At 47.3% G+C, this 23,598-nt stretch carries 23 protein-coding genes; 11 read left to right on the top strand and 12 right to left on the bottom strand.

Annotated features, from left to right (window positions below):
* Positions 1–6: 6 nt before the first annotated feature.
* Genes pspC through pspA form a run of 3 tightly spaced genes read right to left on the bottom strand, consistent with a single transcriptional unit; the run spans position 7 to position 1,301 of the window.
* Positions 7–405: an envelope stress response membrane protein PspC gene (pspC, locus tag TSUB_RS06245; RefSeq protein WP_087022752.1), complete on the bottom strand. Its 399-nt coding sequence runs from the start codon at positions 403–405 to the stop codon at positions 7–9.
* Positions 402–629, bottom strand: a complete 228-nt coding sequence (pspB, locus tag TSUB_RS06240; protein ID WP_087022796.1) for an envelope stress response membrane protein PspB — start codon at positions 627–629, stop codon at positions 402–404. Before pspB ends, pspC begins: the two co-directional genes overlap by 4 nt.
* A gap of 6 nt (positions 630–635) precedes the next feature.
* Complete coding sequence (gene pspA / locus TSUB_RS06235) at positions 636–1,301, bottom strand: phage shock protein PspA (protein WP_087022750.1); 666 nt, start codon at positions 1,299–1,301, stop codon at positions 636–638.
* Positions 1,302–1,472: 171 nt separating this feature from the next.
* On the opposite strand from pspA, the gene pspF reads away from it, so the two are divergent.
* The 9 genes from pspF (at position 1,473) to TSUB_RS06190 (ending at position 11,639) form a co-directional block, all read left to right on the top strand.
* The gene (pspF, locus tag TSUB_RS06230) at positions 1,473–2,492 is read left to right on the top strand and encodes a phage shock protein operon transcriptional activator (protein WP_087024425.1); all 1,020 of its coding nucleotides are present in this window, start codon (positions 1,473–1,475) and stop codon (positions 2,490–2,492) included.
* A gap of 97 nt (positions 2,493–2,589) precedes the next feature.
* The gene (locus tag TSUB_RS06225; protein ID WP_246616411.1) at positions 2,590–4,107 is read left to right on the top strand and encodes an ABC transporter substrate-binding protein; all 1,518 of its coding nucleotides are present in this window, start codon (positions 2,590–2,592) and stop codon (positions 4,105–4,107) included.
* A 3-nt stretch (positions 4,108–4,110) separates the two neighbouring features.
* Complete coding sequence (locus tag TSUB_RS06220; protein ID WP_087024417.1) at positions 4,111–5,073, top strand: ABC transporter permease; 963 nt, start codon at positions 4,111–4,113, stop codon at positions 5,071–5,073.
* Positions 5,060–5,947: a putrescine export ABC transporter permease SapC gene (gene sapC, locus TSUB_RS06215; RefSeq protein ID WP_087024418.1), complete on the top strand. Its 888-nt coding sequence runs from the start codon at positions 5,060–5,062 to the stop codon at positions 5,945–5,947. The genes TSUB_RS06220 and sapC overlap by 14 nt, the downstream gene beginning before the upstream one ends.
* On the top strand, positions 5,947–6,951 hold the full coding sequence (locus TSUB_RS06210; protein WP_087024421.1) for a peptide ABC transporter ATP-binding protein: 1,005 nt from the start codon (positions 5,947–5,949) through the stop codon (positions 6,949–6,951). Before sapC ends, TSUB_RS06210 begins: the two co-directional genes overlap by 1 nt.
* Positions 6,948–7,766, top strand: coding sequence for a peptide ABC transporter ATP-binding protein (locus tag TSUB_RS06205; protein WP_087024423.1), 819 nt, complete (start codon positions 6,948–6,950; stop codon positions 7,764–7,766). The genes TSUB_RS06210 and TSUB_RS06205 overlap by 4 nt, the downstream gene beginning before the upstream one ends.
* A 630-nt stretch (positions 7,767–8,396) precedes the next feature.
* The gene (locus tag TSUB_RS06200; RefSeq protein ID WP_087017851.1) at positions 8,397–8,942 is read left to right on the top strand and encodes a DUF4123 domain-containing protein; all 546 of its coding nucleotides are present in this window, start codon (positions 8,397–8,399) and stop codon (positions 8,940–8,942) included.
* A gap of 191 nt (positions 8,943–9,133) precedes the next feature.
* Positions 9,134–10,858, top strand: a complete 1,725-nt coding sequence (locus TSUB_RS06195; protein WP_107924966.1) for a chitinase — start codon at positions 9,134–9,136, stop codon at positions 10,856–10,858.
* Positions 10,859–11,120: 262 nt separating this feature from the next.
* Positions 11,121–11,639: a DUF3833 domain-containing protein gene (locus tag TSUB_RS06190; RefSeq protein WP_087017853.1), complete on the top strand. Its 519-nt coding sequence runs from the start codon at positions 11,121–11,123 to the stop codon at positions 11,637–11,639.
* A gap of 66 nt (positions 11,640–11,705) precedes the next feature.
* Here TSUB_RS06190 and pyrF read toward each other — a convergent pair whose 3' ends face one another.
* The 8 genes from pyrF to TSUB_RS06150 form a co-directional block, all read right to left on the bottom strand.
* Positions 11,706–12,404, bottom strand: a complete 699-nt coding sequence (gene pyrF / locus TSUB_RS06185) for an orotidine-5'-phosphate decarboxylase (protein ID WP_087017878.1) — start codon at positions 12,402–12,404, stop codon at positions 11,706–11,708.
* Between the two features lie 130 nt (positions 12,405–12,534).
* Positions 12,535–13,704, bottom strand: coding sequence for a lipopolysaccharide assembly protein LapB (gene lapB, locus TSUB_RS06180; protein WP_087017855.1), 1,170 nt, complete (start codon positions 13,702–13,704; stop codon positions 12,535–12,537).
* Positions 13,705–13,711: 7 nt separating this feature from the next.
* Entirely contained in the window at positions 13,712–14,023 is a 312-nt protein-coding gene (locus TSUB_RS06175; protein WP_087017857.1) for a LapA family protein, read from the bottom strand.
* 305 nt (positions 14,024–14,328) lie between these two features.
* Positions 14,329–14,607, bottom strand: coding sequence for an integration host factor subunit beta (gene ihfB, locus TSUB_RS06170; protein ID WP_087017859.1), 279 nt, complete (start codon positions 14,605–14,607; stop codon positions 14,329–14,331).
* Between the two features lie 73 nt (positions 14,608–14,680).
* Positions 14,681–16,351 carry a 30S ribosomal protein S1 gene (gene rpsA / locus TSUB_RS06165; RefSeq protein WP_087017861.1) on the bottom strand — a complete coding sequence of 557 codons (1,671 nt, stop codon included), beginning with the start codon at positions 16,349–16,351 and terminating at the stop codon, positions 14,681–14,683.
* A 117-nt stretch (positions 16,352–16,468) separates the two neighbouring features.
* The gene (gene cmk, locus TSUB_RS06160; RefSeq protein ID WP_087017863.1) at positions 16,469–17,152 is read right to left on the bottom strand and encodes a (d)CMP kinase; all 684 of its coding nucleotides are present in this window, start codon (positions 17,150–17,152) and stop codon (positions 16,469–16,471) included.
* Positions 17,153–17,597: 445 nt separating this feature from the next.
* Positions 17,598–18,881: a 3-phosphoshikimate 1-carboxyvinyltransferase gene (gene aroA, locus TSUB_RS06155; protein WP_087017865.1), complete on the bottom strand. Its 1,284-nt coding sequence runs from the start codon at positions 18,879–18,881 to the stop codon at positions 17,598–17,600.
* A 237-nt stretch (positions 18,882–19,118) separates the two neighbouring features.
* Positions 19,119–20,363: a DUF5666 domain-containing protein gene (locus TSUB_RS06150; RefSeq protein WP_087017868.1), complete on the bottom strand. Its 1,245-nt coding sequence runs from the start codon at positions 20,361–20,363 to the stop codon at positions 19,119–19,121.
* 99 nt (positions 20,364–20,462) lie between these two features.
* Between TSUB_RS06150 and TSUB_RS06145 the strand changes: the two genes are divergently transcribed.
* Positions 20,463–21,131, top strand: a complete 669-nt coding sequence (locus TSUB_RS06145) for a response regulator transcription factor (protein WP_087017870.1) — start codon at positions 20,463–20,465, stop codon at positions 21,129–21,131.
* Between the two features lie 11 nt (positions 21,132–21,142).
* Positions 21,143–22,360 (top strand): sensor histidine kinase, encoded by a 1,218-nt coding sequence (locus TSUB_RS06140; protein WP_087017872.1) that lies wholly within the window; start codon positions 21,143–21,145, stop codon positions 22,358–22,360.
* Between the two features lie 10 nt (positions 22,361–22,370).
* Here the strand turns inward: TSUB_RS06140 and TSUB_RS06135 are convergent, their stop codons facing one another.
* Positions 22,371–23,348 (bottom strand): pentapeptide repeat-containing protein, encoded by a 978-nt coding sequence (locus tag TSUB_RS06135; RefSeq protein ID WP_087017873.1) that lies wholly within the window; start codon positions 23,346–23,348, stop codon positions 22,371–22,373.
* Between the last annotated feature and the right edge of the window lie 250 nt (positions 23,349–23,598).

The raw sequence follows: 23,598 nt of genomic DNA, 5'->3' as shown, positions 1-23,598 counted from the left end.
TTAGATTTATAAGTTATTAAACTCGCGGTCCACTTTGAATCGACTTGAAGTTACATACGCTTCCATTGCTTGTAACTGCTTGTCTTGTCTATCAAAGTCATCTTTCAAACTTTCCAACACTCTGCCCGGCGTACTGCCTGATTGCCAGTTACGCTGCTTCACCGTGTGTGCCGCTTTATGCGTTTGCTTTTTCACTTGTTCTACTGGTGCCTTATCCAAAATTAAACACGCAGCAAAGTATGCGACGAAGGTGAAGAATCCACCGAAGAGGAGGAAGGTAAAGGCGAGAATTCGCACAAACCACACTTCCATTCCCATATAGTCAGCGATGCCCGCACACACACCGCCTATTTTTCCATTTTTGGGGTCACGATAGAGCTTAGGTTTTGATCCTCGGCAACTCATTGTCTTTGTCTCCATCCTGGTGACTCTGCATCAAGGAGCTTTTCTAATGTCACGATACGCTCTTGCATCTGCTCGGCACGTTCGCTGAGCGTCCGCAGTTGGGCTGACTCATCAGCGCTCAGCCCTTGTGCAGTGTGTCGTTTACTTCGGTAATGGAGCACCAGCCAAATTGGTGCCACTACCACGAGAAATACGATTAGCGGAACCGCCAATGCCCATGACATCATAAGTTACTCCTTGTCCTTCATTGCTTGCTTCATTTTCGCCAGTTCTTTTTCGATCTCATCTTGTGCTTGCAAATCAGCGAACTCATCTTCCAATGATTTCCCTTTGCCAATCGACAAACTATCCGCTTCCGCTTCAATTTCATCAATACGACGCTCATACTGTTCAAATTTCGCCATTGCTTCGTCAATTTTACTATTGTCTAGCTGTCGACGAACATCACGACGATTATCCGCAGCTTGATGACGCATGACTAATGCTTGCTGGCGAGCACGTGTTTCAGTGAGTTTGTTTTCTAACTCTGTCACTTCTGATGTCAACTTGGCAATGGTTTCTTCGACCAAGTGCATCTCTTCTTCCAGCGCCAGCGCCAAGTCGGCCACCTTCTGCTTTTCTATCAGTGCGGCGCGTGCCAAGTCTTCACGACCACGCTCTAAAGCAAGCCCCGCCTTCTCTTGCCATTCTGCGACTTGTGCTCGTACGGCACGAATTTTGCGTTCCAACTCTTTCTTGTCCGCCAGTGCGCGGGCTGAAGAGGTGCGAACTTCAACAAGAGTATCTTCCATCTCTTGGATAATCATTCGAACCATTTTTTGTGGGTTTTCAGCTTTGTCCAATAGTGCATTGACGTTTGCGTTCACAATGTCAGCAAATCTTGAAAATACGCCCATAATACGCTCCTAAATGTTATTTCACTTTGATCTGCTTAAGTTTTAGCAGGCTCTGGTTGTTACAATACAAGACGCGTGCCAACTTTTTTTTGACCATTTTTCAAGTAATTACTACGCTTATTGAATAGATTACTGTTATGCTTTGACAAAATTAACCAAAAGTTAGTTATTATGACCAATCCAGCTACGGAAAGTTTAGTCGGCGAATCGGATCTCTTTCTCGCCGTGATTGATCAAGTCTCACGACTGGCGCGCATTAATAAGCCCGTGCTTATTCTCGGCGAGCGTGGGACAGGGAAAGAGTTAATCGCCCAACGCTTACACTACCTGTCGCCGAGATGGAATAACCCTCTGGTATCCATCAACTGTGCCACCATCAGCGAAGGAGTCATGGACAGTGAGATCTTCGGGCACGAATCGGGTTCATTTACGGATGCGAAGCGTCGTCATGCAGGCCGATTTGAACGTGCCGAAGGTGGCAGCCTTTTTCTTGATGAGCTCGCCACTTGCCCCCTTCGCGTCCAAGAAAAGCTCTTAAAAGTGATTGAGTATGGTCAATACGAACGTGTTGGCGGGCAAAAAACTTTACAGGCGGATGTGCGACTCATCTGTGCCACCAATGCGGACTTACCTGCAATGGCTGCTGAAGGCACCTTTCGCGCGGACTTACTCGATCGACTCGCTTTTGATGTGATCCACCTCCCTCCGCTACGCGCACGGCGTGAGGACATTCTATTGCTTGCAGAGTTCTATGCCGTCAAGATGTGTCGAGAGCTCGAGTTTGACTTTTTTCCCGGCTTCAGCCCATCGTTGCAGCAGCAACTACTCGATTACCATTGGCCCGGCAACATTCGTGAGTTGAAGAATGTTATCGAGCGCGCAGTGTTCCACAACCCTGATCCGGAAGCCCCCATCGACATCTTAGAACTCGATCCCTTTCGCCCTCCATGGCAATCCCCCATCGAACATGCGCCGAAAGAGGCAGACGAGAATGCGCTCACTTTCCCTGCCGCCCCATTTGATCTGCGGGCCTTTCAGTCGGATCAAGAGTGTGAAATCGTCAAAGCGACCTTACAACGCTATCACTTCAATCAGCGTAAAACAGCAGATGCATTGCAGCTTAGCTATCATCAACTAAGGGGCTTACTGCGTAAACACCAGCTCTCAACCGAAGGGCATGATGATGAATAATTACCTTATCAAGTGGCTTTTCTTCTGTGTTTCGTTGCTGATGACTGTCGGTTGTAACTCGGGAAGTGCCGACAGGGAGTTAAAAAAGAGAGGGTTCGTGTATTGTGGTGAAGATCTCTTCACCACCCTCAACCCTCAACTCACCTTCGATAATCAATCAGTTAATCATCTCGGTGCGCAGATCTATGAAAGGTTGCTCGACATCGACCCCAACAGCCACCACCCACTCCCCGCATTGGCGAGAAGCTGGGATGTCAGCCCCGATGGTCTTGCCTACACTTTCTATCTTCGCGAAGGCGTCGCCTTCCACCAAAGTCCCGATTTCTCACCAAGCCGCTACCTTAACGCCAACGATGTCGTTTTCACTTTCAACCGCATTCTCGATTTGAATCACCCTTATCACCGTATCTCAGGCGGCCGATATCCTTGGTTCGAAAGCCTTGGCTTCGAACGCATTGTGTCGGAAGTGATTGCGGAAAGTAGCCATGCGGTGACCTTCATCCTCTATCGAACTGACAATGCTTTTTTGTCCATGTTGGCGACCGCACCCGCTGTCATTTTGTCTGAAGAGTATGGGGAGTATTTGCTCCGCGAACAGAAACAAGAGTTTCTTGATACGCGCCCCATTGGCACTGGGCCATTTCGCTTTCGAGAGTTTCAAGAACATAGTCATGTGCGGCTCACGCGTCATTGGGACTATTGGCAAGGGGCGTCAATAATGGAACAAGTGGTGTTTGACCTCTCAACAAAGGGGGTCGGACGTCTTGCAAAATTGCTCACAGGCGAATGCGATATCATCGACTCCCCCCCTGATAGCCAAATCTCTATCATTCATGATGATCCAAGACTCGAACTTCGTCGCCAAAGCGGACTCAATCTGGCTTATCTTGCGATCAATAACCGCAGTCAGGTCCTCCAAGATCCTCTCTTACGCAAAGCCATCATGACGGCCATTGATAAACAAAAGCTCGTGGACACCGTCTATCATGGTGGCGGGCATACCACTGATTCCGTGCTTCCCCCCGCCTCGTGGGCCTACGACGCTCGGCAGGCACGAGTAGGCTATAATCCCGTCATTGCGAAAGCTTACCTAAAAAACAGCGGTTACAACGGCCAAACGCCGATAAGGCTAGCCTTTTTAAGCAACGAGGCTTCCTTCAACCCGCGTGCGCACAAAAGCGCAGAGCTCATTCAGGCCGATTTAGAAGCAGTTGGATTAGAAATTGAGCTAATCCGTATTAATGCTAATGACAATTTTGTGTTAGAAAGCGGATTTAGTTATGATTTGCTCTTAACTGGATGGCGAGCAACCAATGGCGACCCTGACAGCTTCTTGCGCCCCATTTTATCTTGTGACGCGATCAGCGTAGGATCCAACAGCGCCCAATGGTGCAATCTCCAGTTTGATAATCTTTTAGAATTGGCGCTAAAGACAAACCAAGAAAAACAACGCATGAGATATTATCGGCTAGCACAGGAAGTGATTGATGTTGAGACGCCTGTAATCCCGCTCTTACACAGTCACCACTATCAAGCACATCATCGCTCTATTGGCGGGCTACAGCTCAGCCCATTTGGCACACGCTCATTTGCCACTGTGTACCGTAGCGAGTAATTTATGGTCATTTATGCGCTCCGCAAACTCAACTTGTTTGTGGTCACTTTCCTAATGCTCACTTTTGTGAGTTTCAATATTGCAAAGCTGGCCGTTGACGGCCCATGGCATGTGATGCCCATGATGGATGGCTGGATCCTCTATCTAAAGCAGTTGCTCGCATTTGATTTTGGTTTAAATCACCTCGGTAATCCGGTAAGTAAAGACATTCTCTATTATCTGCCAGCAACACTCGAGCTCTGCTTTTTTGCCTTTATCTTTGCATTAATCATCGGTATTCCTCTAGGCACGTTAGCAGGCGTACGAAGTGGTAAATGGCTAGATACGCTAATCAGTTCAGTGACGTTGCTCGGTTTCTCAATCCCTGTATTCTGGTTGGCGATTTTGCTGATCATGCTGCTGGCCTTGCAATTTAATGTTGTGCCTATCTCAGGGAGACACAGCTTACTGTTCGAGGTCCCTCACTACACTGGTGTCGGTATCATAGATACCTTGATGATGGATAAGCCCTACCGGATGGCCGCGCTGCATGACACTTTACTTCACTTAGTCTTGCCGACATTAACCCTAGCGGTTTCGCCGCTGACGGAAATCACTCGCCTAACCCGAGCGTCTGTTGCTGATGTCATGACGCAAAACTATGTCAAGATTGCACCGACGAAAGGGCTTTCTCTGTTCACGATTTTGCATCGCCATGTGATGAAAAACGCCCTGCCTCCCATCGTGCCGAAGTTTGGCTTACAACTCTCGACAATGATTGCTATGACCTTCATTGTGGAATACATCTTTAATTGGCCAGGAATCGGGGCTTGGATGCTGAATTCTCTAGCAGATCAAGACTACATGGCTGTTCAAGCGGGTGTGATATGCATTGCCACTCTCGTACTCGCTGCCAATATTCTCTCCGACCTCATCGGTTCAATGATTAACCCGCACATAAGGAAAGAGTGGCATGCTGTCAAATAACGTTTATGCTGAAGATCGCATTCCGAATCAGTGGGTACGCGCTTGGCTCAACTATAAGCAAAACACCCTCGCGATGTTCGGTCTTTGGAGCCTACTCTTTCTCATGTTGGCGACGATTAGCGCGCCCTTGCTCACCCCTTATAGCGCAACCCAACAACTACCAGAAATTTTGCTTGAGCCTTCTTGGCATCCCAACGGGAAAGTGGAACTCTTCTTTGGTACCGACGACTTAGGCCGTGATCTCTATAGCCGTTTAATGCTAGGCACTCAATTTACCTTTGGAGCCTCACTGCTCGTCGCTTTTGCAGCGAGTTTAGTGGGCATCGCCATCGGCGTACTTGCGGGTATGACTCGCGGGCTACTCTCCAGTACTTTGAATCATATTCTCGATACCATCATGTCTATCCCTTCGCTTTTATTAGCTTTGATCGTCATTGCTTTTATGGGCACAGGATTACCACAGGTCATGTTTGCCGTTTGGTTAGCATTGATTCCGCGGATTATCCGCGCTGTTTATACCGCGGTTCACAATGAGATGGAGAAAGATTACATCATTGCTGCAAGGCTAGATGGGGCGAATAATCTCTACCTTCTCTACCACTCAATTCTGCCAAACATACTGCCAGTCTTCGTCACAGAAGTGACGCGCGCTATCTCAATTGCATTGTTAGATATCGCCGCGCTGGGCTTTTTGCGCCTAGGAGCAGATGCCTCGACGCCAGAGTGGGGGACCATGCTCGGGAACGCGCTAGAATACACCTACATCGCCCCTTGGACAGTAACACTCCCGGGATTGGCCATCACCTTTAGTGTGTTAGTCATTAACTTGGTGGGCGACGGCCTTCGTCAAGCGATCACTGTAGGAATCGACTAATGCCATTACTTGACATACGCCACCTGACCATTGAAATCGACACACCTCAAGGCAAGGTGAAGGCGGTAGATCGCGTGAGCCTGACTTTAAACGAAGGTGAGATTCGCGGTCTTGTAGGCGAATCTGGCTCTGGTAAAAGTCTTGTTGCCAAAGCCATTGCAGGTGTGACCAAAGACAATTGGCGTGTCACCGCTGACCGTTTGCGACTTGGAAATATTGACCTTCTGCGCTTAACACCACGCGAACGCAAAAAAGTCATTGGTAAAGAGTTGGCGATGATTTTCCAAGAACCCGCCAGTTACCTTGACCCCGCAGAACGCATCGCCACCCAGCTAGAAGAAGCCATTCCTAGCGACAGCCATCAGGGCAAGTGGTGGCAGCGTTTTCATTGGCGTCGAAAACAAGCGATCGCCCTCATTCATAAGGTGGGCATAAAAGATCACAAGCGTGTACTCAACAGTTACCCTTATGAATTAACAGATGGTGAAGCGCAAAAAGTCATGATTGCAATGGCGATAGCCAACAGACCTCGCCTTTTGATTGCTGATGAGCCGACTAACGATCTGGATCCGATCACGCAAGCCCATATTTTTAGATTGTTGAGTCGAATGAATCAACTTAACAATACGACTATCCTACTGATCAGTCACGATCTCACTACCGTCACCCAATGGGCGGATCGGATTACAGTCATGTACTGTGGTCAATCCGTAGAATCAGGGAGTCGAAAGCAGATCCTGCAGTCGGCGAAACATCCTTATACGCATGCGCTGCTACAGGCAATGCCAGATTTCAACTTTGATTATTTGCCCCATAAAGGCCGGTTACATACATTGCCCGGAGTTATACCACCACTACAGCATCTGCCTATTGGTTGCCGTTTAGGCCCAAGGTGCCCCCAAGCACAAAGAAAGTGTGTGGAAGTCCCGAAACGTCGCAAGGTTAAAAACCATAAATTCAGCTGTCATTTCCCTCTCAACATGCCGGAGAAAGATAAATCATGAGTAGCTTGTTGGAGGTGGAAAACCTGCGTAAAGTCTACCAGTTTCGTGAAGGCCTCTTTAAACGTCGCGAAGTCGAAGCAGTGAAGCCCGTCTCTTTTTCTCTTAATGCGGGTGAAACAATGGCACTGGTCGGTGAGAATGGCTCGGGCAAGTCAACGTTAGCCAAGATGCTTGCTGGCGTCGAAAAGCCAACTTCTGGCCGTATTCTCGTCAATGAAGAAGAGCTGCATCATGGCGATTATCTGACGCGCTGCAAGCTTATCCGCATGATCTTTCAAGATGCCAACACCTCATTAAACCCAAGGGTGCAGGTTGGGCGCATCTTAGAGGGACCATTAAAGCGAAACACAGAGATGACCCCACACGCCCGTGAAAACCGTGTTAAGCAGATTCTACGGCGTGTAGGCTTGCTCCCAGAGCACGCCTACTTTTATCCTCAGATGCTCGCTACGGGGCAAAAACAACGTGTCTCTTTGGCGAGGGCACTCATCCTGCAGCCTTCAATCATTGTTGCTGATGAAGCGCTGAACGGATTAGACATGTCTATGCGCGCTCAAATGATAAACCTTTTACTCGAGTTGCAAGACGAAATGGGCCTTGCCTATGTCTATGTTTCTCAACATATGGGCATTATCAAACACGTGACTGATAAAGTACTGGTGATGAAACAAGGCGAAGTCGTAGAGCAAGGCGCGACAGAAGATATTTTCGCTAACCCACAGCATGCGCTGACCCAAAAGCTCATTGATAGCCACTTCAATGCGCAAACTTTAGACCGTCATGCGCGTACTGGAGCCGGAGCACAACGACAGTAATAAGCCAATACTTGAGCCACTTCCTCGAATACTCGCGGACAGAAATTGAAGAGTAAATTCAATCTCTGGCCGCAGAATATCGCTAATTTCACTGTATTTCTTGCAACCAAGCACACAAAGTTAATAAGTTTTTATCAGTTACAAATCTTTTCGAGACAGTCTTCAAACTTATTTATTTCAGTACTCGCAATTAATCCTTTTAGGGATAAAATTTTTTCATAAAAATACAATATACGTAAAAAATATTACAAAATCGTATCCACTTCCCTCTAATGTAATCCTTTGCGAGATCACACCGCAGGTTGATGTTAAGCGTCTAACCTGCCGTCAATGCAACCTACAACAGAGATAAGCAGACAGCGATGTATAAATATACCAACAAAAGGCTTGGAGCTAGGCATGGAAGCAAAACTAATACGCGAGGGAGCGTTTACTCTCCCCTGCTCCCGTACAATCGAGTACAGCGTCAAACGCCCCAAGGGGCAATTGGATTCGACAACCCTTCAGCGTCCGCACCGTCCTAGAGCACAAATGCTCAGCGAGGAAAGACTCTTAAAAATGTCACAAGCGGATGCCGCTTTGATTGCTTTGACCCCATCCTAAATTTGCTTCCTGATCAGGAGATAGACTATGGGCATCGCGCAACTTGAATCAGCCAGACTCAAGCATTGGTTAGTGGTTGATACCATCAATGTACCTGCACTTCGTTTTCATTTGAGGGAAGCCGCTATTCACTCTATTGTGCAGCCACTTTTTCTCGGCAGCCAGTTTGAACACCTGCTTGAGCTTGGGCCCGCGCTGATCAAGCTGGACAGCGAGTCCCACTTTCAAACACTAGTGAGCCAAAACCAGCAAATTCGATCCAACGCAATCCTTTTTGCTTTTGAAAGCTCGGTCAATGAAGCGGCGATCTTTATTCATCTCCAGCAGCTACTTTATATTCATATCAACAATCAGCCCGTCCTATTTCGATTTTACAGCCCGCAGTTTTGGCTCAACACAAACGCTGACTTACTCGAAAGCGACAAGCTCACGATTCTCGGTCCAGCGAGAAAATTAATATGGTGTGACGATGAAGAGACAATGAATGCGATTACCAGAGAGGCATCGCAAGGTGGTGCACCACGACTACCATACCATCTAAATTCTCCGGTATTTGACTCATTACTTACTTAATCTAAAAACGCGCGGTTGAATTAGTATGGTGAATTATTGAACCAAGATCTTATTCCAAGTTAAACAAGAAGACAGTGCTAATTCGCGTTGTGAATTATCTTCAAAGTAACTAACTAAACTCTCAAAAAGCACTCCACTCTCCTGAGAAGCATCAATACTATTTTTCGCATGTTTCAAATGGAGAAAAAACTATGCACCAAGCAACACTAAAGTTGGCACTTCTCGCCTCTGTCATTGGCAGTAGTGTCGCGTATGCTGCTGTGCCGTGGGAGAACGGTGTGACCAGCGTACAAAATGGTGACATTGTCAGCTATCAGGGACAGTGTTATATCGCGCAAAATAACCCGGGCGTTTGGGAAACGCCTAGTACCGCTTCCTCTTGGTTTTGGACACAGACCAACTGTGAAACAACTGAGCCGCCCGTTGAGCCACCTGTTGAACCACCAGTCGAGCCACCGGTTGAACCGCCAGTAGAGCCCCCCGTTGAACCGCCTGTCGAGCCACCTGTGACTTCTGCTATTCCTTGGGTACCCGGTCAGACTCAGGTCACTAATGGCGACATCGTTATCTACAACAACCTCTGCTTCCAAGCGAAAAACAGCCCGGGCGTATGGGAGTCACCTACGGCGAGTAACTGGTTCTGGGATGCCGTTGATTGTCCGAGTGATCAAGTGGATCCACCGATTGACCCGCCAATTGATCCACCTATCGATCCACCGATTGATCCGCCAGTGAACCCGGGTGAACTCACCATCATTCCTGATGGTAATGGTGGCTTCCTCATGTCACGTAGCGAACTGAGTGCGATTGAAACCCAGCTAACCAGTAGTGATCTCTTCAGCCTTGTTCGCTCTGATATTGAAACTGCAGATAATGCAATTGTAGAAGCTGTTGCCCCCAACTTAGCCACTAACCCTGACAACGTGCAACGCGCCGAACTGATTGTTGACGAAACCACATGGAACTACTTGTTCCCGCTGCGAAACGAGGCATACACCTATACCCGTTTCCTTCAAGCAATTGCTAAGTTCCCTGCGTTTTGTCGAACTTATACCGATGGACGCAACTCAGATGAAATCTGTAAACGTTCTCTTGCGACCATGTTTGCCCACTTCATTCAAGAAACCGGCGCTAACGCACCTAGCTGGGAAGCCTCTAAGGGTGTTCCTGTCTGGCGTCAAGGTCTCTACTACTTGCGTGAAATCGGTAATACGGAAACCTCTACCAACGGCGCATATAGCGCATGTAGCGGCTGGCAAGGCGAAGCATGGCCTTGTGCTCCAGGTAAGAGTTACTTCGGTCGTGGTGCGAAGCAGCTAAGTTGGAACTACAACTACGGTGCGTTCTCTGAAGCAATGTTTGGCGATAAGCAAGTGCTACTTCAAGACCCTGCACGCGTTGCAGACACTTGGTTGAATCTTGCATCTGCTGTCTTCTTCTATGTCTACCCTCAACCACCTAAGCCAAGCATGCTGCACGTCATTGATGGCACATGGCAACCCAACGCGGCTGATCAAGCGGCTGGCATCAATGCCGGTTTTGGCGCGACCATTATGATCATCAATGGTGGATTTGAGTGTAGCCGAGGTGCTGAAGACTATCGCGCTCAAAATCGTATCGACTACTACCAGCGCATTGCCGAGTTGTTGAACTTGAACATCGCAGGTGAACAGTTAGGGTGTGGTACCATGCAGCCATTCAACAATGAAGGCGCGGGTTCTTTAGAAATCACTTGGGATAAAGACTGGGGATATAACGGTAACAACCCTGGTGGGGCGACATTCGCGTGTAAACTTGTTCCTTACCAATACGCCTACAGCGCCCTGCGACAAGGCGACTACGAGAACTGTGTGAAGACGTTCTTTAATGTGCGTACTTTCGATGACAATGGCCAAATCATTCCTGATAGCCAGTAAGTCAACTGCGGCTGACAAACTTGTCAGCCGCTTTTTTACTCACTCAATTTAAACAACCATCATCCCTCTCCCACCACGCAACCATAATCGTCTTTTCCAATCGGTCCCGTGCTGTTTTTGTCAGCGAGTTTATCCTCATTTCGCCCAAACATTGATCGCACCATCATCAGGATACGTAACTTAAATCATTGAATTAACCTCGCAATATCTCTTGTAGTGTTGACGAAATTGCGCGACGTAAACCCACTAAGGCGAACAATCAATGAGAAAATGGTTAACACTCTCTTCACTGCTCTTTTTATTTGGCTGTTCCACCGCCATCGATGATTACCATCAAACCAACCCGGATTTTGATTTGTTTGAATATTTCGAAGACGAGGTGAAAGTCTGGGGTATGGTCCAAGACTATAAAGGCAAACAGACTCGGCGTTTTGAAGCCACCATCAACGGCACCATAGAAGGAAACACAATAACGCTGGACGAGGCGTTCCGTTTTGATGATGGCGAAATCCAAACCCGTATCTGGGTTATCGAAGATAAAGGCGAAGGCAAATACCAAGGCACTGCAAATGATGTCGTCGGGACCGCTGTTGGGGAGGCGGTAGGTAACGCATTACGTTGGCGTTACAAACTCAGGGTACCCGTCGGTGACAGTGAGTACGTGCTAAGTCTGGATGACTGGCTTTACCGCCAAGATGAAAAACACATGTTCAATAGAACCAGCATGCGCAAATGGGGCATTGAAGTCGGAGAACTCACTCTGTTTTTTCAAAAACAGTAACCCACAAAAAACCCTCTGTGCTGAACACAAAGGGCTTTTTCTAGCTGATGCTTAAAATGCCAAGCTTTACACTGCCAAGCTATCGTTAATGGCCTTCAGTACCGCGGCTGGGTCTTCGGCTTGCGTAATTGGCCTGCCGATAACAAGGTAGTCCGAGCCAGCTGCCACAGCATCAACAGGTGTCATCACACGGCGTTGATCACCTGCTGCACTGCCTGCAGGGCGGATACCTGGGGTAATTAACTTAAACTCCTCACCTAGCGTCGACTTAAGCAACGTCGATTCTTGTGCTGAGCAGACGACCCCGTCCAAGCCACTGTTTTTGGTCAATGTCGCAAGTTTAATCACGTGGTCCTGAGGCGCTGCATCAATCCCAACACCATGAAGATCGGACTGTTCCATGCTCGTCAGTACTGTCACTGCAATGAGCAATGGGCGATCTTTACCGTAAGGCTCGAGAATCTCGCGCGAGGCGGCCATCATACGTTCACCACCGCTTGCATGCACATTGACCATCCAAACACCCAGTTCAGCTGCAGCACGCACCGCACGAGAGCAGGTGTTGGGAATGTCGTGAAATTTAAGATCTAAGAATACTTCGTGGCCACGTTGATGGAGCTGACGCACAAACTCTGGCCCCAGCAAAGTGAACATCTCTTTACCCACTTTCAAACGACAGCTGCCTGGCTCAATACGATCAACAAAGGAGAGGGCTTGATCTTGCGTTGGGTAGTCCAGCGCAACAATTACTTTAGGGTCAAGCACAGAGTGATCTTGCAGGCTTGTGGTAGTCATATAGGCTCCTGATTGTCGAGAGGTGGGACGATTACGAGTGCAATCGATTTACTTGCGGGTGGCGATTATAGAGAAAAGCAGCGCAACTGACCAGCGTTAGTTACTCGCCATCCAAGCCGCGAATAGGCTTAACTGATGCCCACTGCTTACAAGAAGGACACTGCCAGTACAAAGACTTGGCGGTAAAGCCACATTTATGGCATCGATAGTTAGGTTTCAATTTCAGTTGTTCCCCAACGAGCCCACGTAGGCTTGATAAGCTCTCTTTGGCACGGCCTTCTTCCGCTTCTTCTAAATGATAATCCATCAAACGATAGAAGCCTTTCATTGTTGGATTCTTGACTAACTGGCGAGTCAAAAACGTTTGTGCCGTCTCTCCACCTTGCTCTCTGGCAATAAACTCAGCAAGTTTTAGCTCTGTGGTTGCCCCCGCTTTCGCATCAACCGCGGCTTTCAAAAAGCGCATCAAGCCCATTTCATCCCCAAGCCCTTTGTAAGCTTGGGACAGCAATGGAATCGCTTCACTGACAAACTCTACGTCTTGATCAAGAACACCTTCAAGCACTTTTACCGCCGGCTTAAAGCGCTCTTCTGAAAGCAGCAAGCGTGCTTGCATCAAGGTCGCTCTCACACACTGCTTATCCGCGCCAATCGCTTTTTTTAAGTAGCCTCGCGCTTTTTCATTGTCTTCCATTGCCATCGCTTGCATCGCAAGTTCACAATAGAATTGGCCAATGTCGCGCTTTAACTTCTGCTTTCCCGACTTGACCAGTTGCGTTGCCGCTTCGATAGCACGTTCCCACTCACGGGTGCGCTGGAAAATATCAAGCAATTGCTTGAGCGCATGCACACGATGGTCAGGTTCGTCCAATAACTGCTCAAAGATTTTTTCAGCACGATCATAGAAGCCGGCAACAAGATAGTCAGCACCCAGCTGCTGGAGGGCAAGGTTGCGTTGATCGATGGTCAGATTAGGACGAGCAATGAGATTTTGGTGAATGCGGATAGCGCGATCAACCTCACCCCTGCTACGGAAAAGATTACCGAGCGCAAGGTGGGTATCGATTGTTTCACTGTCCACTTGGAGCAAATCGATAAAGACATCGACGGCTTTATCGGACTGATCAGAAAGCAGAAGATTCAGACCTTCAACATATTGTCGAGAGATATGATGCGACTGCTCCTGACGTCGATTTTGCGCGCTTCTGTTACCCATATACCAGCCATAACCTGCTGCTATAGGCAGTAACAGAAACAACAACTCAAACATTAAGTAATTAGTCCTTTGCTACAACCTGCGTTGAAGCTTCAGCGGGAGCGACGCGCAGTTTATCAAGCTCTTGTTGCTGCTTGTCTAACTTCTTCAAAAGACGTTTACGTGCAAAACGTGCTTTCATGTACAAGCTACCGCAAATTAACCAACCTGGTATAAAACCGACTGCAAAGACGATACTCAACAGCACTGACAGACGAATACTTTCAGTTTGCGCTATTAAGTAATTGAAAGTGACTTCCTGCGGATTTTGCGCACCTAAAGCTAAGGCGATGACAAAAAAGGCGATAATTAGCAGAATGCTCACTATTCTCATTGGTAATCCTTTCTGATTAATATGTTCGAGCCCTGATTATGCAGCAATTTCCCTTATCAGACCATGAAAGAAAACTAAAAATAGGCCTGTAAACCAGAAAAATCGCGGTAATCGCACATTGTAGATAATTTGACGTTGGCAACACGTTAATGAGCCGTCGTCGCTATTAACCTTGGTTACAATCTTGAAATCAACAAATTGAAGAAAGGGTAAGAAAAGCGAAGGAAATACGCTCGATAGGAAAACTGTAGGCATAAAAAAACGACATACCTAAGTATGTCGTTTTTTACTCAACAGAGCCGGAATTAAAAATTCACTCGCTCACGAAGCTCCTTACCTGGCTTGAAGTGAGGAACGTACTTGCCGTCCAACTCAACCTTGTCACCAGTTTTCGGATTACGTCCAACGCGTGGCGCGCGGTAATGCAAAGAGAAACTGCCAAAACCCCGGATTTCGATACGATCGCCCTCTTCAAGAGTTGTCGCCATCGTTTCAAGGATTTCCTTGATTGCATCTTCTACCTGTTTGGCAGAAAGATGTGTTTGTTGACTGCACAGTCTTTCGATAAGCTCTGATTTGGTCATAAACACCCCGTTTTTTGTCTATTTCTCAACAGTATAACCGCAAATGGGGGAATTGCTTCCCCCAATGGCAAAATTATTCGCCTTTCGCCGCTTTGAACGCGTCAGCCATAGCATTACCGAACGCGCCGTCTTCTTGCTTGTTCAGTGAAGCCATTGCTTCTTGCTCTTCAGCTTCGTCTTTCGCTTTGATAGAAAGGTTGATTACGCGGTTCTTACGATCAACACCTGTGAACTTCGCTTCAACAGCGTCGCCAACAGATAGGATCAGAGATGCGTCTTCTACACGGTCACGAGAAACTTCAGATGCGCGGATGTAACCCTCAACACCTTCAGCTAGCTCGATTACTGCACCTTTAGCGTCAACTTCAGTCACAGTACCGTTAACTAGAGCACCTTTCTTGTTCACAGAAACGAAACCGTTGAACGGGTCTTCTTCGATCTGCTTAACACCAAGAGAAATACGCTCACGCTCAGCGTCAACTGCAAGAACAACTGCAGTGATTTCGTCGCCTTTCTTGTAATCACGTACTGCATCTTCACCAGATGCGTTCCACGAGATGTCAGATAGGTGAACTAGACCGTCGATGCCGCCGTCAAGACCGATGAAGATACCGAAGTCAGTGATAGACTTGATCTTACCAGTTACGCGATCGCCTTTAGCTTGTGCTTCAGCGAATGACTGCCAAGGGTTAGCTTTACATTGCTTCAGACCTAGGCTGATACGACGACGCTCTTCGTCGATCTCAAGAACCATAACCTCAACTTCGTCGCCAACATTAACAACTTTAGAAGGGTGGATGTTCTTGTTAGTCCAATCCATTTCTGAAACGTGTACTAGACCTTCAACGCCTTCTTCGATTTCAACGAAGCAGCCGTAGTCAGTTAGGTTAGTAACACGACCAGTTAGCTTGGTGTTCTCAGGGTAACGCTTAGCGATTGCTACCCATGGATCTTCGCCTAGTTGCTTAAGACCTAGAGATACACGAGTACGGTCACGGTCGAACTTAAGAACTTTAACGTTGATTTCGTCACCAACATTTACGATCTCAGAAGGGTGCTTAACACGCTTCCAAGCCATGTCAGTGATGTGTAGTAGGCCGTCAACACCGCCTAGGTCTACGAACGCACCGTAATCAGTTAGGTTCTTAACGATACCTTTAACTTCCATACCTTCTTGTAGAGAAGCTAGTAGCTCGTCACGCTCAACACTGTTCTCAGACTCGATAACAGCACGGCGAGAAACAACAACGTTGTTACGCTTCTGATCAAGCTTGATTACTTTGAACTCTAGCTCTTTGCCTTCTAGGTGAGCAGTGTCACGTACTGGGCGAACGTCAACTAGAGAACCTGGTAGGAACGCACGGATACCGTTAAGTTCTACGGTGAAACCGCCCTTAACTTTACCGTTGATAACGCCCATAACAGTCTCAGCGTCTTCGTAAGCTTTCTCAAGAACGATCCAAGCTTCGTGGCGCTTCGCTTTTTCACGAGAAAGTTGAGTCTCACCGAAACCGTCTTCAATCGCGTCTAGAGCTACGTCTACTTCTGCGCCTACTTCAATTTCAAGCTCGCCAGCAGCGTTTTTGAACTGCTCAGCAGGAATTGCAGACTCAGATTTAAGGCCAGCGTCAACAAGAACGAAACCGTTCTCGATAGCAACTACAGTACCTTTAACGATCGCACCAGGGCGTGTTTCTAGTTCTTTCAGAGACTCTTCAAAGAGTTGAGCAAAAGATTCAGTCATTTAATTAATCTTCAATTTGATTAACAACCACGGGTATCCTACCGCATGGGGTTGATAGTAAAGTCAGTGATCATCCTTAATCCTGACACCGTCGACACCGTATTTTGCGAATGCAAACTACGCTATCGATAATTTGGTTTCTATATAAGCGATAGCTTTATCTGTCACTTGTTCAATGTTTAAATCCGTTGAATCAAGGACTAACGCATCTTCAGCAGGTCGTAATGGTGCAACGGCACGGTTACGATCGCGATGGTCGCGCTCTTTAATCTCGCTTAAAAGGGCGTCGAGGTTAACATCTAAGCCCTTATTTTGCAACTGGTTAAAACGACGACGTGCTCGCTCTTCTGCACTTGCATCCAAGAAAATTTTCACTTCCGCTTTTGGAAAAACAACGGTCCCCATATCGCGGCCATCAGCTATCAGCCCCGGCTCTGATGAGAACGCGCGTTGACGGCGTAACAACGCTTCACGAACACGTGGTAGTGCAGCTACTTTTGAAGCCGCCATGCCCGTTTCTTCTTTTCGCAACTCTCGAGAGACATCTTCGCCCTCAAGAATGACTTTTACTAACTCACCTTCGGCGATAAATTGCACATCGAGATTTGCGGCTAAAGGTACAAGTACCTCTTCTGACTCGATATCCACACCGTGATGAATCGCCGCTAGCGCCAAAACACGATAAATCGCGCCTGAATCTAGCAAATTCAAACCTAGCCTTTCTGCCAACAACATGCACAAGGTGCCTTTACCTGCACCACTTGGTCCATCCACAGTGATGATAGGCGCTGAACTTGACATAGTTATCTCCGTTTTAATTTTTCTTTTGACTAATGAGTCGTCCCATCAGCGGGGGCAGATTATATACCCAAACAGCACCTTGATGCGAGCCTCGATACGGCCTCGATCGGCGACACAACCACACAAGCTAGCCAAGGATTTGCAATGAAATAATCTCTTTAGCTTAGCCGCCGATCTAATTTCTTATCGCAAAATAGTTCAGGGCAGGCTAACTGCCTGCGGATAGGACTTAATGGCTTAAAAGGCTAGCGTGCAGATAGGAACAAGCGATGACGAAAAAATGAACTCACGGAGAATATCAGTGAAGTGCGGGACTCAAACCACGTCACGTCCCTGATTTAGCGAGAATTTTTCCGTTTGCCAGCAAGACACTGTTTTGAAGGTCTAGTGGGCTAGATCAAAAAACCCGGCTCTCACCGGGTTTTCAAGACAAAAAGCGTGAACCTTAGTGACTTAATGCTTTCAGACGGTCGAAATAGTCTGGGAAAGTTTTAGACGTACACTTAGGGTCATTAATGGTGACGGGGGTGTCACTCAACGCCACCAGTGAAAAACACATCGCCATACGATGATCGTCATAGGTATCAATGGCGGCGTGCGTCAGCTGCGCTGGCGGTGTTATGGTGATATAGTCTTCACCTTCTTCTACTGTCGCACCCACTTTGCGCAACTCCGTTGCCATTGCCGCTAAGCGATCCGTTTCTTTTACTCGCCAATTGTAGACATTGCGAATCGCAGTCGTACCTTCAGCGAACAGTGCGGTTGTTGCAATGGTCATCGCCGCATCCGGGATATGATTAAAATCCATGTCGACCGCTTTCAACTCGCCACGTCGAGCAATCACATAGTGGTCGCCCCACTCGATCTCAGCCCCCATCGCGGCTAGCGCGTCGGCAAACTGCACATCACCTTGAATCGACTTTTTACCAATACCAGTGACCTTTACTTCACCACCTTTTATCGCTGCTGCGGCTAAGAAGTAAGAGGCTGAGGACGCGTCACCTTCCACAAGGAAGTCACCCGGTGATAGGTATCGCTGCCCTGCGGGCACAACAAACGTTTCGTAGTTATTGTTTTCAACTTCAACGCCAAACTGCGCCATGATATCTAATGTGATGTCGATATAAGGTTTAGACACCAACTCACCTTTAATACGGATCACTGTATTCGTCGTCGCCAAAGGTGCCGACATCAAAAATGCAGTCAGGAACTGGCTGGAAATCGAACCATCAATTTCAACCTCTCCCCCTTTCAGTCCCGTGCCTTTGATCAAAAGCGGCGGATAGTCTTCATTTTCTAGATAAGTGACATCCGCACCGACTTGACGCAATGCATCCACCAAATGGCCAATAGGTCGTTCCTTCATACGAGGCTCACCCGTTAGCGTATATTCACCCTCACCTAAACACAGTGCCGCGGCTAAAGGACGCATCGCGGTTCCGGCATTGCCCAAAAACAGCTCTAAGGCCTGTTCTGGCGTCGAGAATGCTTGGCCTAAACCTTCCACTTCACAAACAGTATTGTTTTCAGATAGCTGATAAGAGACACCTAATGCGTTGAGTGCATTTAACATATGACGAATGTCATCGCTATCGAGAAGATTTGTCAGACGAGTTTTGCCTTTGGCTAACGCGGCGAGCAGCAACGCGCGGTTTGAAACACTTTTTGAGCCGGGCAGATTAATTTCACCATCAATACGATTGATAGGTTGAAGGGTGAGACTTTCCATTTGTGTGCTTGCATTCCTATAGTGTTAGTCTCTCGACTGTACCGAAAACTTATTCGTGATGCCAGCCTCAATTTGGTGAGAAAAGCAGTTTATTTTCACTTGAGTAAATACAGGTATCATGGAGAGTCGCCACCGTAAAATGACAAAAAGAGCGCCAAAAGCGCTCTTTTTGATTCAATGCACCAAAACCGCATAATCTAACCAGTGAATAGTGCTTTGGTGCATTACTTAGCAAGATTAATCATCACAATCGTAAAGTTTGTTTCCTTCAAAATCACAATCTAGATCAACCCAACGGCCTTCGTACTTTCTTAGAGAGTTATCGCCCGCTTGGTAACCCCAGAGGCTGTTATTGTTCACTGGGCCTTCAAGCTCAATGTCATCATCACGATCTTCTTTTTCAATCTCGAAAGCGACAAAGCGGCTATTGATATACTTACCTTCGATCTCTACCCACTGGCCATCAATATTGCTTGGGCGCAATCCATCATCCCACTCCGTTCGGCCATCTGTATCAATAACAATGTCGTTAATGCTAAGTTGATTGTTGCGATACTGCGCTCGACCTTCAACTTCAAACTCACGACCTCGATCGTAGTCGCCGCCATCTTCAAAGTCGATCTCTTCGGCAACTAAGCGGCCTTGACGGAACTCTACCTCGACTTCGACCCAACGCCCTGAAGTCAAATCGCTACGACGACCATCATCAAACTCAGTGTCGTCATCAATTTCAATGCGCAGGCGTCCATTCAGCTCAAACAAGGTGTAATCACTGTTAACCCAAGTCACCATGCCTTCAATTTCAAAGTCATCAAAGTCAGCATCGTCTTCGACCTCAACTTCATAGGCTTTAAAGTTGTTGTTGTCATAGAAATCACCGTAGACTTCTACCCAAGCACCATTTTCAAGTTCATCTCTATCATCAACATCCGCGTTACTGTAATCAACACGCAGGGTGCCAAGGTTAAATTCAGACGATGTTAAACCCGAAACGCGCCCTTCAATCTCGACGCGCGCAATCGGATCAATTTTGGACACAGATGCCACTTCATGACCACCATCCGCATTAGGATAGGTTGTCACCATCACCCAGTCACCTTTACGAATGCCAGCTAAGCCGTTGAACTCAAGTTCAATACCATTAACCGTGAACTTGTTCCCGGAAACCTCGCTCACTTCACCCACCAAGCTCGGGTCAAGCTTCATTTCTGATATCTTATTGTCAGCCACATCAAACTGCGCTCGCATACCATTCGATAAGTCAGCAAACGGAATCGTTTCACCGCGATAGTTAATGTCAGCATGAGTTGCATCAAGCTGATGGCCATTGACACGCAGTGATTGTTGGCTATGGGAAATCTGTTGGATTTGTCCATCTAACCAACCAGTTTTAGACGGGATTGAAGGAGACGAGGATGAGCCTGAACCGCCACAACCAGCAAGCAGTGCCGCCATAGCACTCGCTAAAATAAGCTTTTTCATGGTTAACCTTTTAGATGCGTTAGAATGTGTTCGAAATACGCGATAATTCTATTTTTGGCCGCGTGAAATGTTCGTGAAATCCCAGTCAGGCTATTGTCAATGAAAGTACTTATTGTTGAAGATAATCACTCCGTTGCGGAGACCATCACAGATTTTCTTGAATTGGAACAGATAGAGGTTGACTGCGCGTACCACGGAGAAAGCGCATTACAACTCGTACAACAGCACTATTACGATGTGATTGTCATGGATATTATGATGCCTAAGCTCGATGGCATTTCCACGGTCCATCACCTCCGTCAACAGCACTGCCAAACACCTATTCTCTTTTTAACAGCGAAAGACGGATTAAATGACAAACAAGCCGCTTTTGATGCCGGGGGTGACGACTACTTAGTCAAACCTTTTGCGATGGAAGAGCTCTTAATGCGCTTACGGGCTTTGACTCGACGCGGACCATCAAAAAATGAAACTCAACTGCAGTTCGGCGACCTCACGCTAAACACATCAACCTATGAAGTAAGCCGTGAGGGGAAGGCCATCAAGCTCAATCATACCCAGTTTAAGATACTGGCGCTGCTGATTCAGCGCTCACCAGCCATCGTCAGTCGACAGCAAGTTTCACAACATATTTGGGGCGATGAAACACCGTCCAGCGATGCCCTGCGAAGTCATATCTATGGCCTTCGCCAAGCCATTGATCGAGGGTTTGACCCCGCTTACCTTGATACCATTCATGGCCAAGGTTATCGCCTCAAACTGACTTAAATGGCATCACTATGTACCCGAGTATCTATCGTAAAATCCGCTGGGCGTTTGGTATTCCGACTCTCATCATGTTCGCCATTTTTTGGGCAACCATTTATGTGGCAGAAAACCAACTTGAGATCATTAGCTTAGAGCATTGGCTCGATACTGAATATGCCCGCTATCAGCGCGATTTCCACCAGCTTGGCGATAGTGCCCCCGAACCCAACCCACATGAATTTATCACCTATCAACCGCTAGACACGTTACCAACATGGTTAGCCGCATATCAAAAGCCGGGATTTTATGGACATCGAACTGACGGAGAAACCACGCATTTTCTTGTTCGCCCCCACCCTAGTGGTCAAGGGCTGCTCTATATCGTCTTCCAAGAACACGCTGATGACTATCTCGATGAATATGAAGCTCAACTGCACCTGATGACCTTTATTCTCGGCGCAATTGTCACAGGATGTGTGCTCGTCTATAGCCTCTATTTTATCCGCTCAATCTCTGCGCCCTTAGCCTCCATAGAGAAAAAAATTCCCTATATGGCCCCCGATCAACCTGATTTCGAGGTAGAAAGTCAGTTCAGAGAAACGCGAGAGATAGAAAAAACCTTACTGAAGAGTAAAACCGATATCAGTCGCTACTTTCAGCGGGAGCAAGACTTTGGTCGCTTTGCTTCCCACGAGCTTCGCACTCCGATTACCGTGGTAAAAGGCTCCGCAGAGCTGCTAGAGCGCCTATCTATTGACCATCCACTCGCCAATAAAGCCATCGGTCGAATTCATGCTGCCAGTGAGGAAATGTCGCTGCTCACAGATGCCTTTTTACTCCTAGGGAAAGCTGAAATTGAAGATCAATTCTGGTCAGAGATAGACATCGCCGCAGAGTTACAACGAGTCATTCAAACATTACTCCCACTTTATCCGAGTAGAGCGTGTCTAATTGATACGGCAACCTCTCGTCAGCCACAACTTGCGCCACGTAGCTTTGTCGTGATTGTTCTAAATAATTTAGTTAAGAATGCCCTTGCCTATAGTGACGATGACCTCAAAGTGACACTGACGCTAGAACACCTCATCATCGAGAACAACTACTCCGAGACAGATACCGCAGGGTATGGCTGTGGATTGGTGATTGTAGAGCGAATTTGCGAACGACTTGATTGGTCATTTGAGGTCACAAAGCTCGATTCACGCTATCAGGCTTGCGTGACCTTCCCAGTAATGGCTCAATCAACATGACCCGACCAAATTAGCGGGTCATTTTCTTTACAAATACAACCACGAAAAGCGCGATGGTGAAACTCCCTGTGAATGCCTCTGTTGCGGCGATAAGCCGCGAAAAGCCTATGGGAATAAAGTCGCCGTAGCCCAAGGTAGTGAAGGTCACCACGCTATAGTAAAGGCATTCAACCAAAGCGAGCCCGTTCGCTGACATCGAGGCGGCAGGTGAAAAGCGCACCAAGTTGCCATCAAACTGAATACCGAAAAAGAAGTAGAGAATGGCGCAGGTAAAGATCAGCAGCAGTGAAAACGAGACAACGCGCATCGGGTTTTCACCATAACCGCAAAAGAGGTCAACGACCTTTGACGTTAGCCGCCGCAATGACAACTTTGGCATTTGCATGCGCCGCATGGTGAGCTCTTTTTGAAGGCAGTGACCTGCCATCATAAATATCCCTTGATTCTCCGCCGCTTTTCTCAAGTCACGGTAGATCTCTTCCGCTTGCTCAAAGAAATCCAATGCTTGCTCCGTATGCTTTAAGCGGCTTTCTTCATGCCCTTTTCGCTCTTGAATCAACTGCGCACCGACATCAATATTGTCTATCTTTGCCCCTTTCAGTTTTACGCCAAGCAGATTACAAAATCGTAACTTGGCACAGTGCAAATTGGCTTCCGAGAGATCCGCTTTCATCAAGCTACCGTGCTCAATCCTGACGTTGAAGAGATGCCCTCCACGTAAGTTGGCTCGATAGAAATCGGCATAACTTAAATCATAACCATGCTTACTGTTGTAGTTAACCAGATTGACATGTTCTAGGTTTGCACGTTTCATGCTCACCCCACGTAACAGCCCGCCCTCTTTCGCGTATTGTTCAAATTTTTTCACATCATCAGGATTATTCTTAATGATCTCTGGGTCATGCCAATAGCAATAGTTAGACCCATCTTCACATTTGTTATGACATACATACCCATCAGGATCTTGGTAGTGACAGTGATTCGCCATAGCCGCTTGCTCTACTCGTCATTCGTGAACGGCTTACTGCACATATGATGCCACCCCAAGCAGGACTACAATCAGATAGTTACCGCAATCTGCCGCGCTCAAATTACATAGTAGTCAATAATTAATGCAAACTGAGTCGCAAGCTGCAAACTTTCCTTCAATTTGCATCAATAAACCAGACACCCAATGTGAGGCCGTTCGCATAATTGATAGTCATCAATCGTTAACATCCTATTATCATTGTGATTAA

This window comes from Thaumasiovibrio subtropicus (assembly GCF_019703835.1).
Classification (GTDB): domain Bacteria; phylum Pseudomonadota; class Gammaproteobacteria; order Enterobacterales; family Vibrionaceae; genus Thaumasiovibrio; species Thaumasiovibrio subtropicus.
Note: the sequence above shows the minus strand (reverse complement) of the source record. Positions and strands in the feature narration are given on the sequence as shown.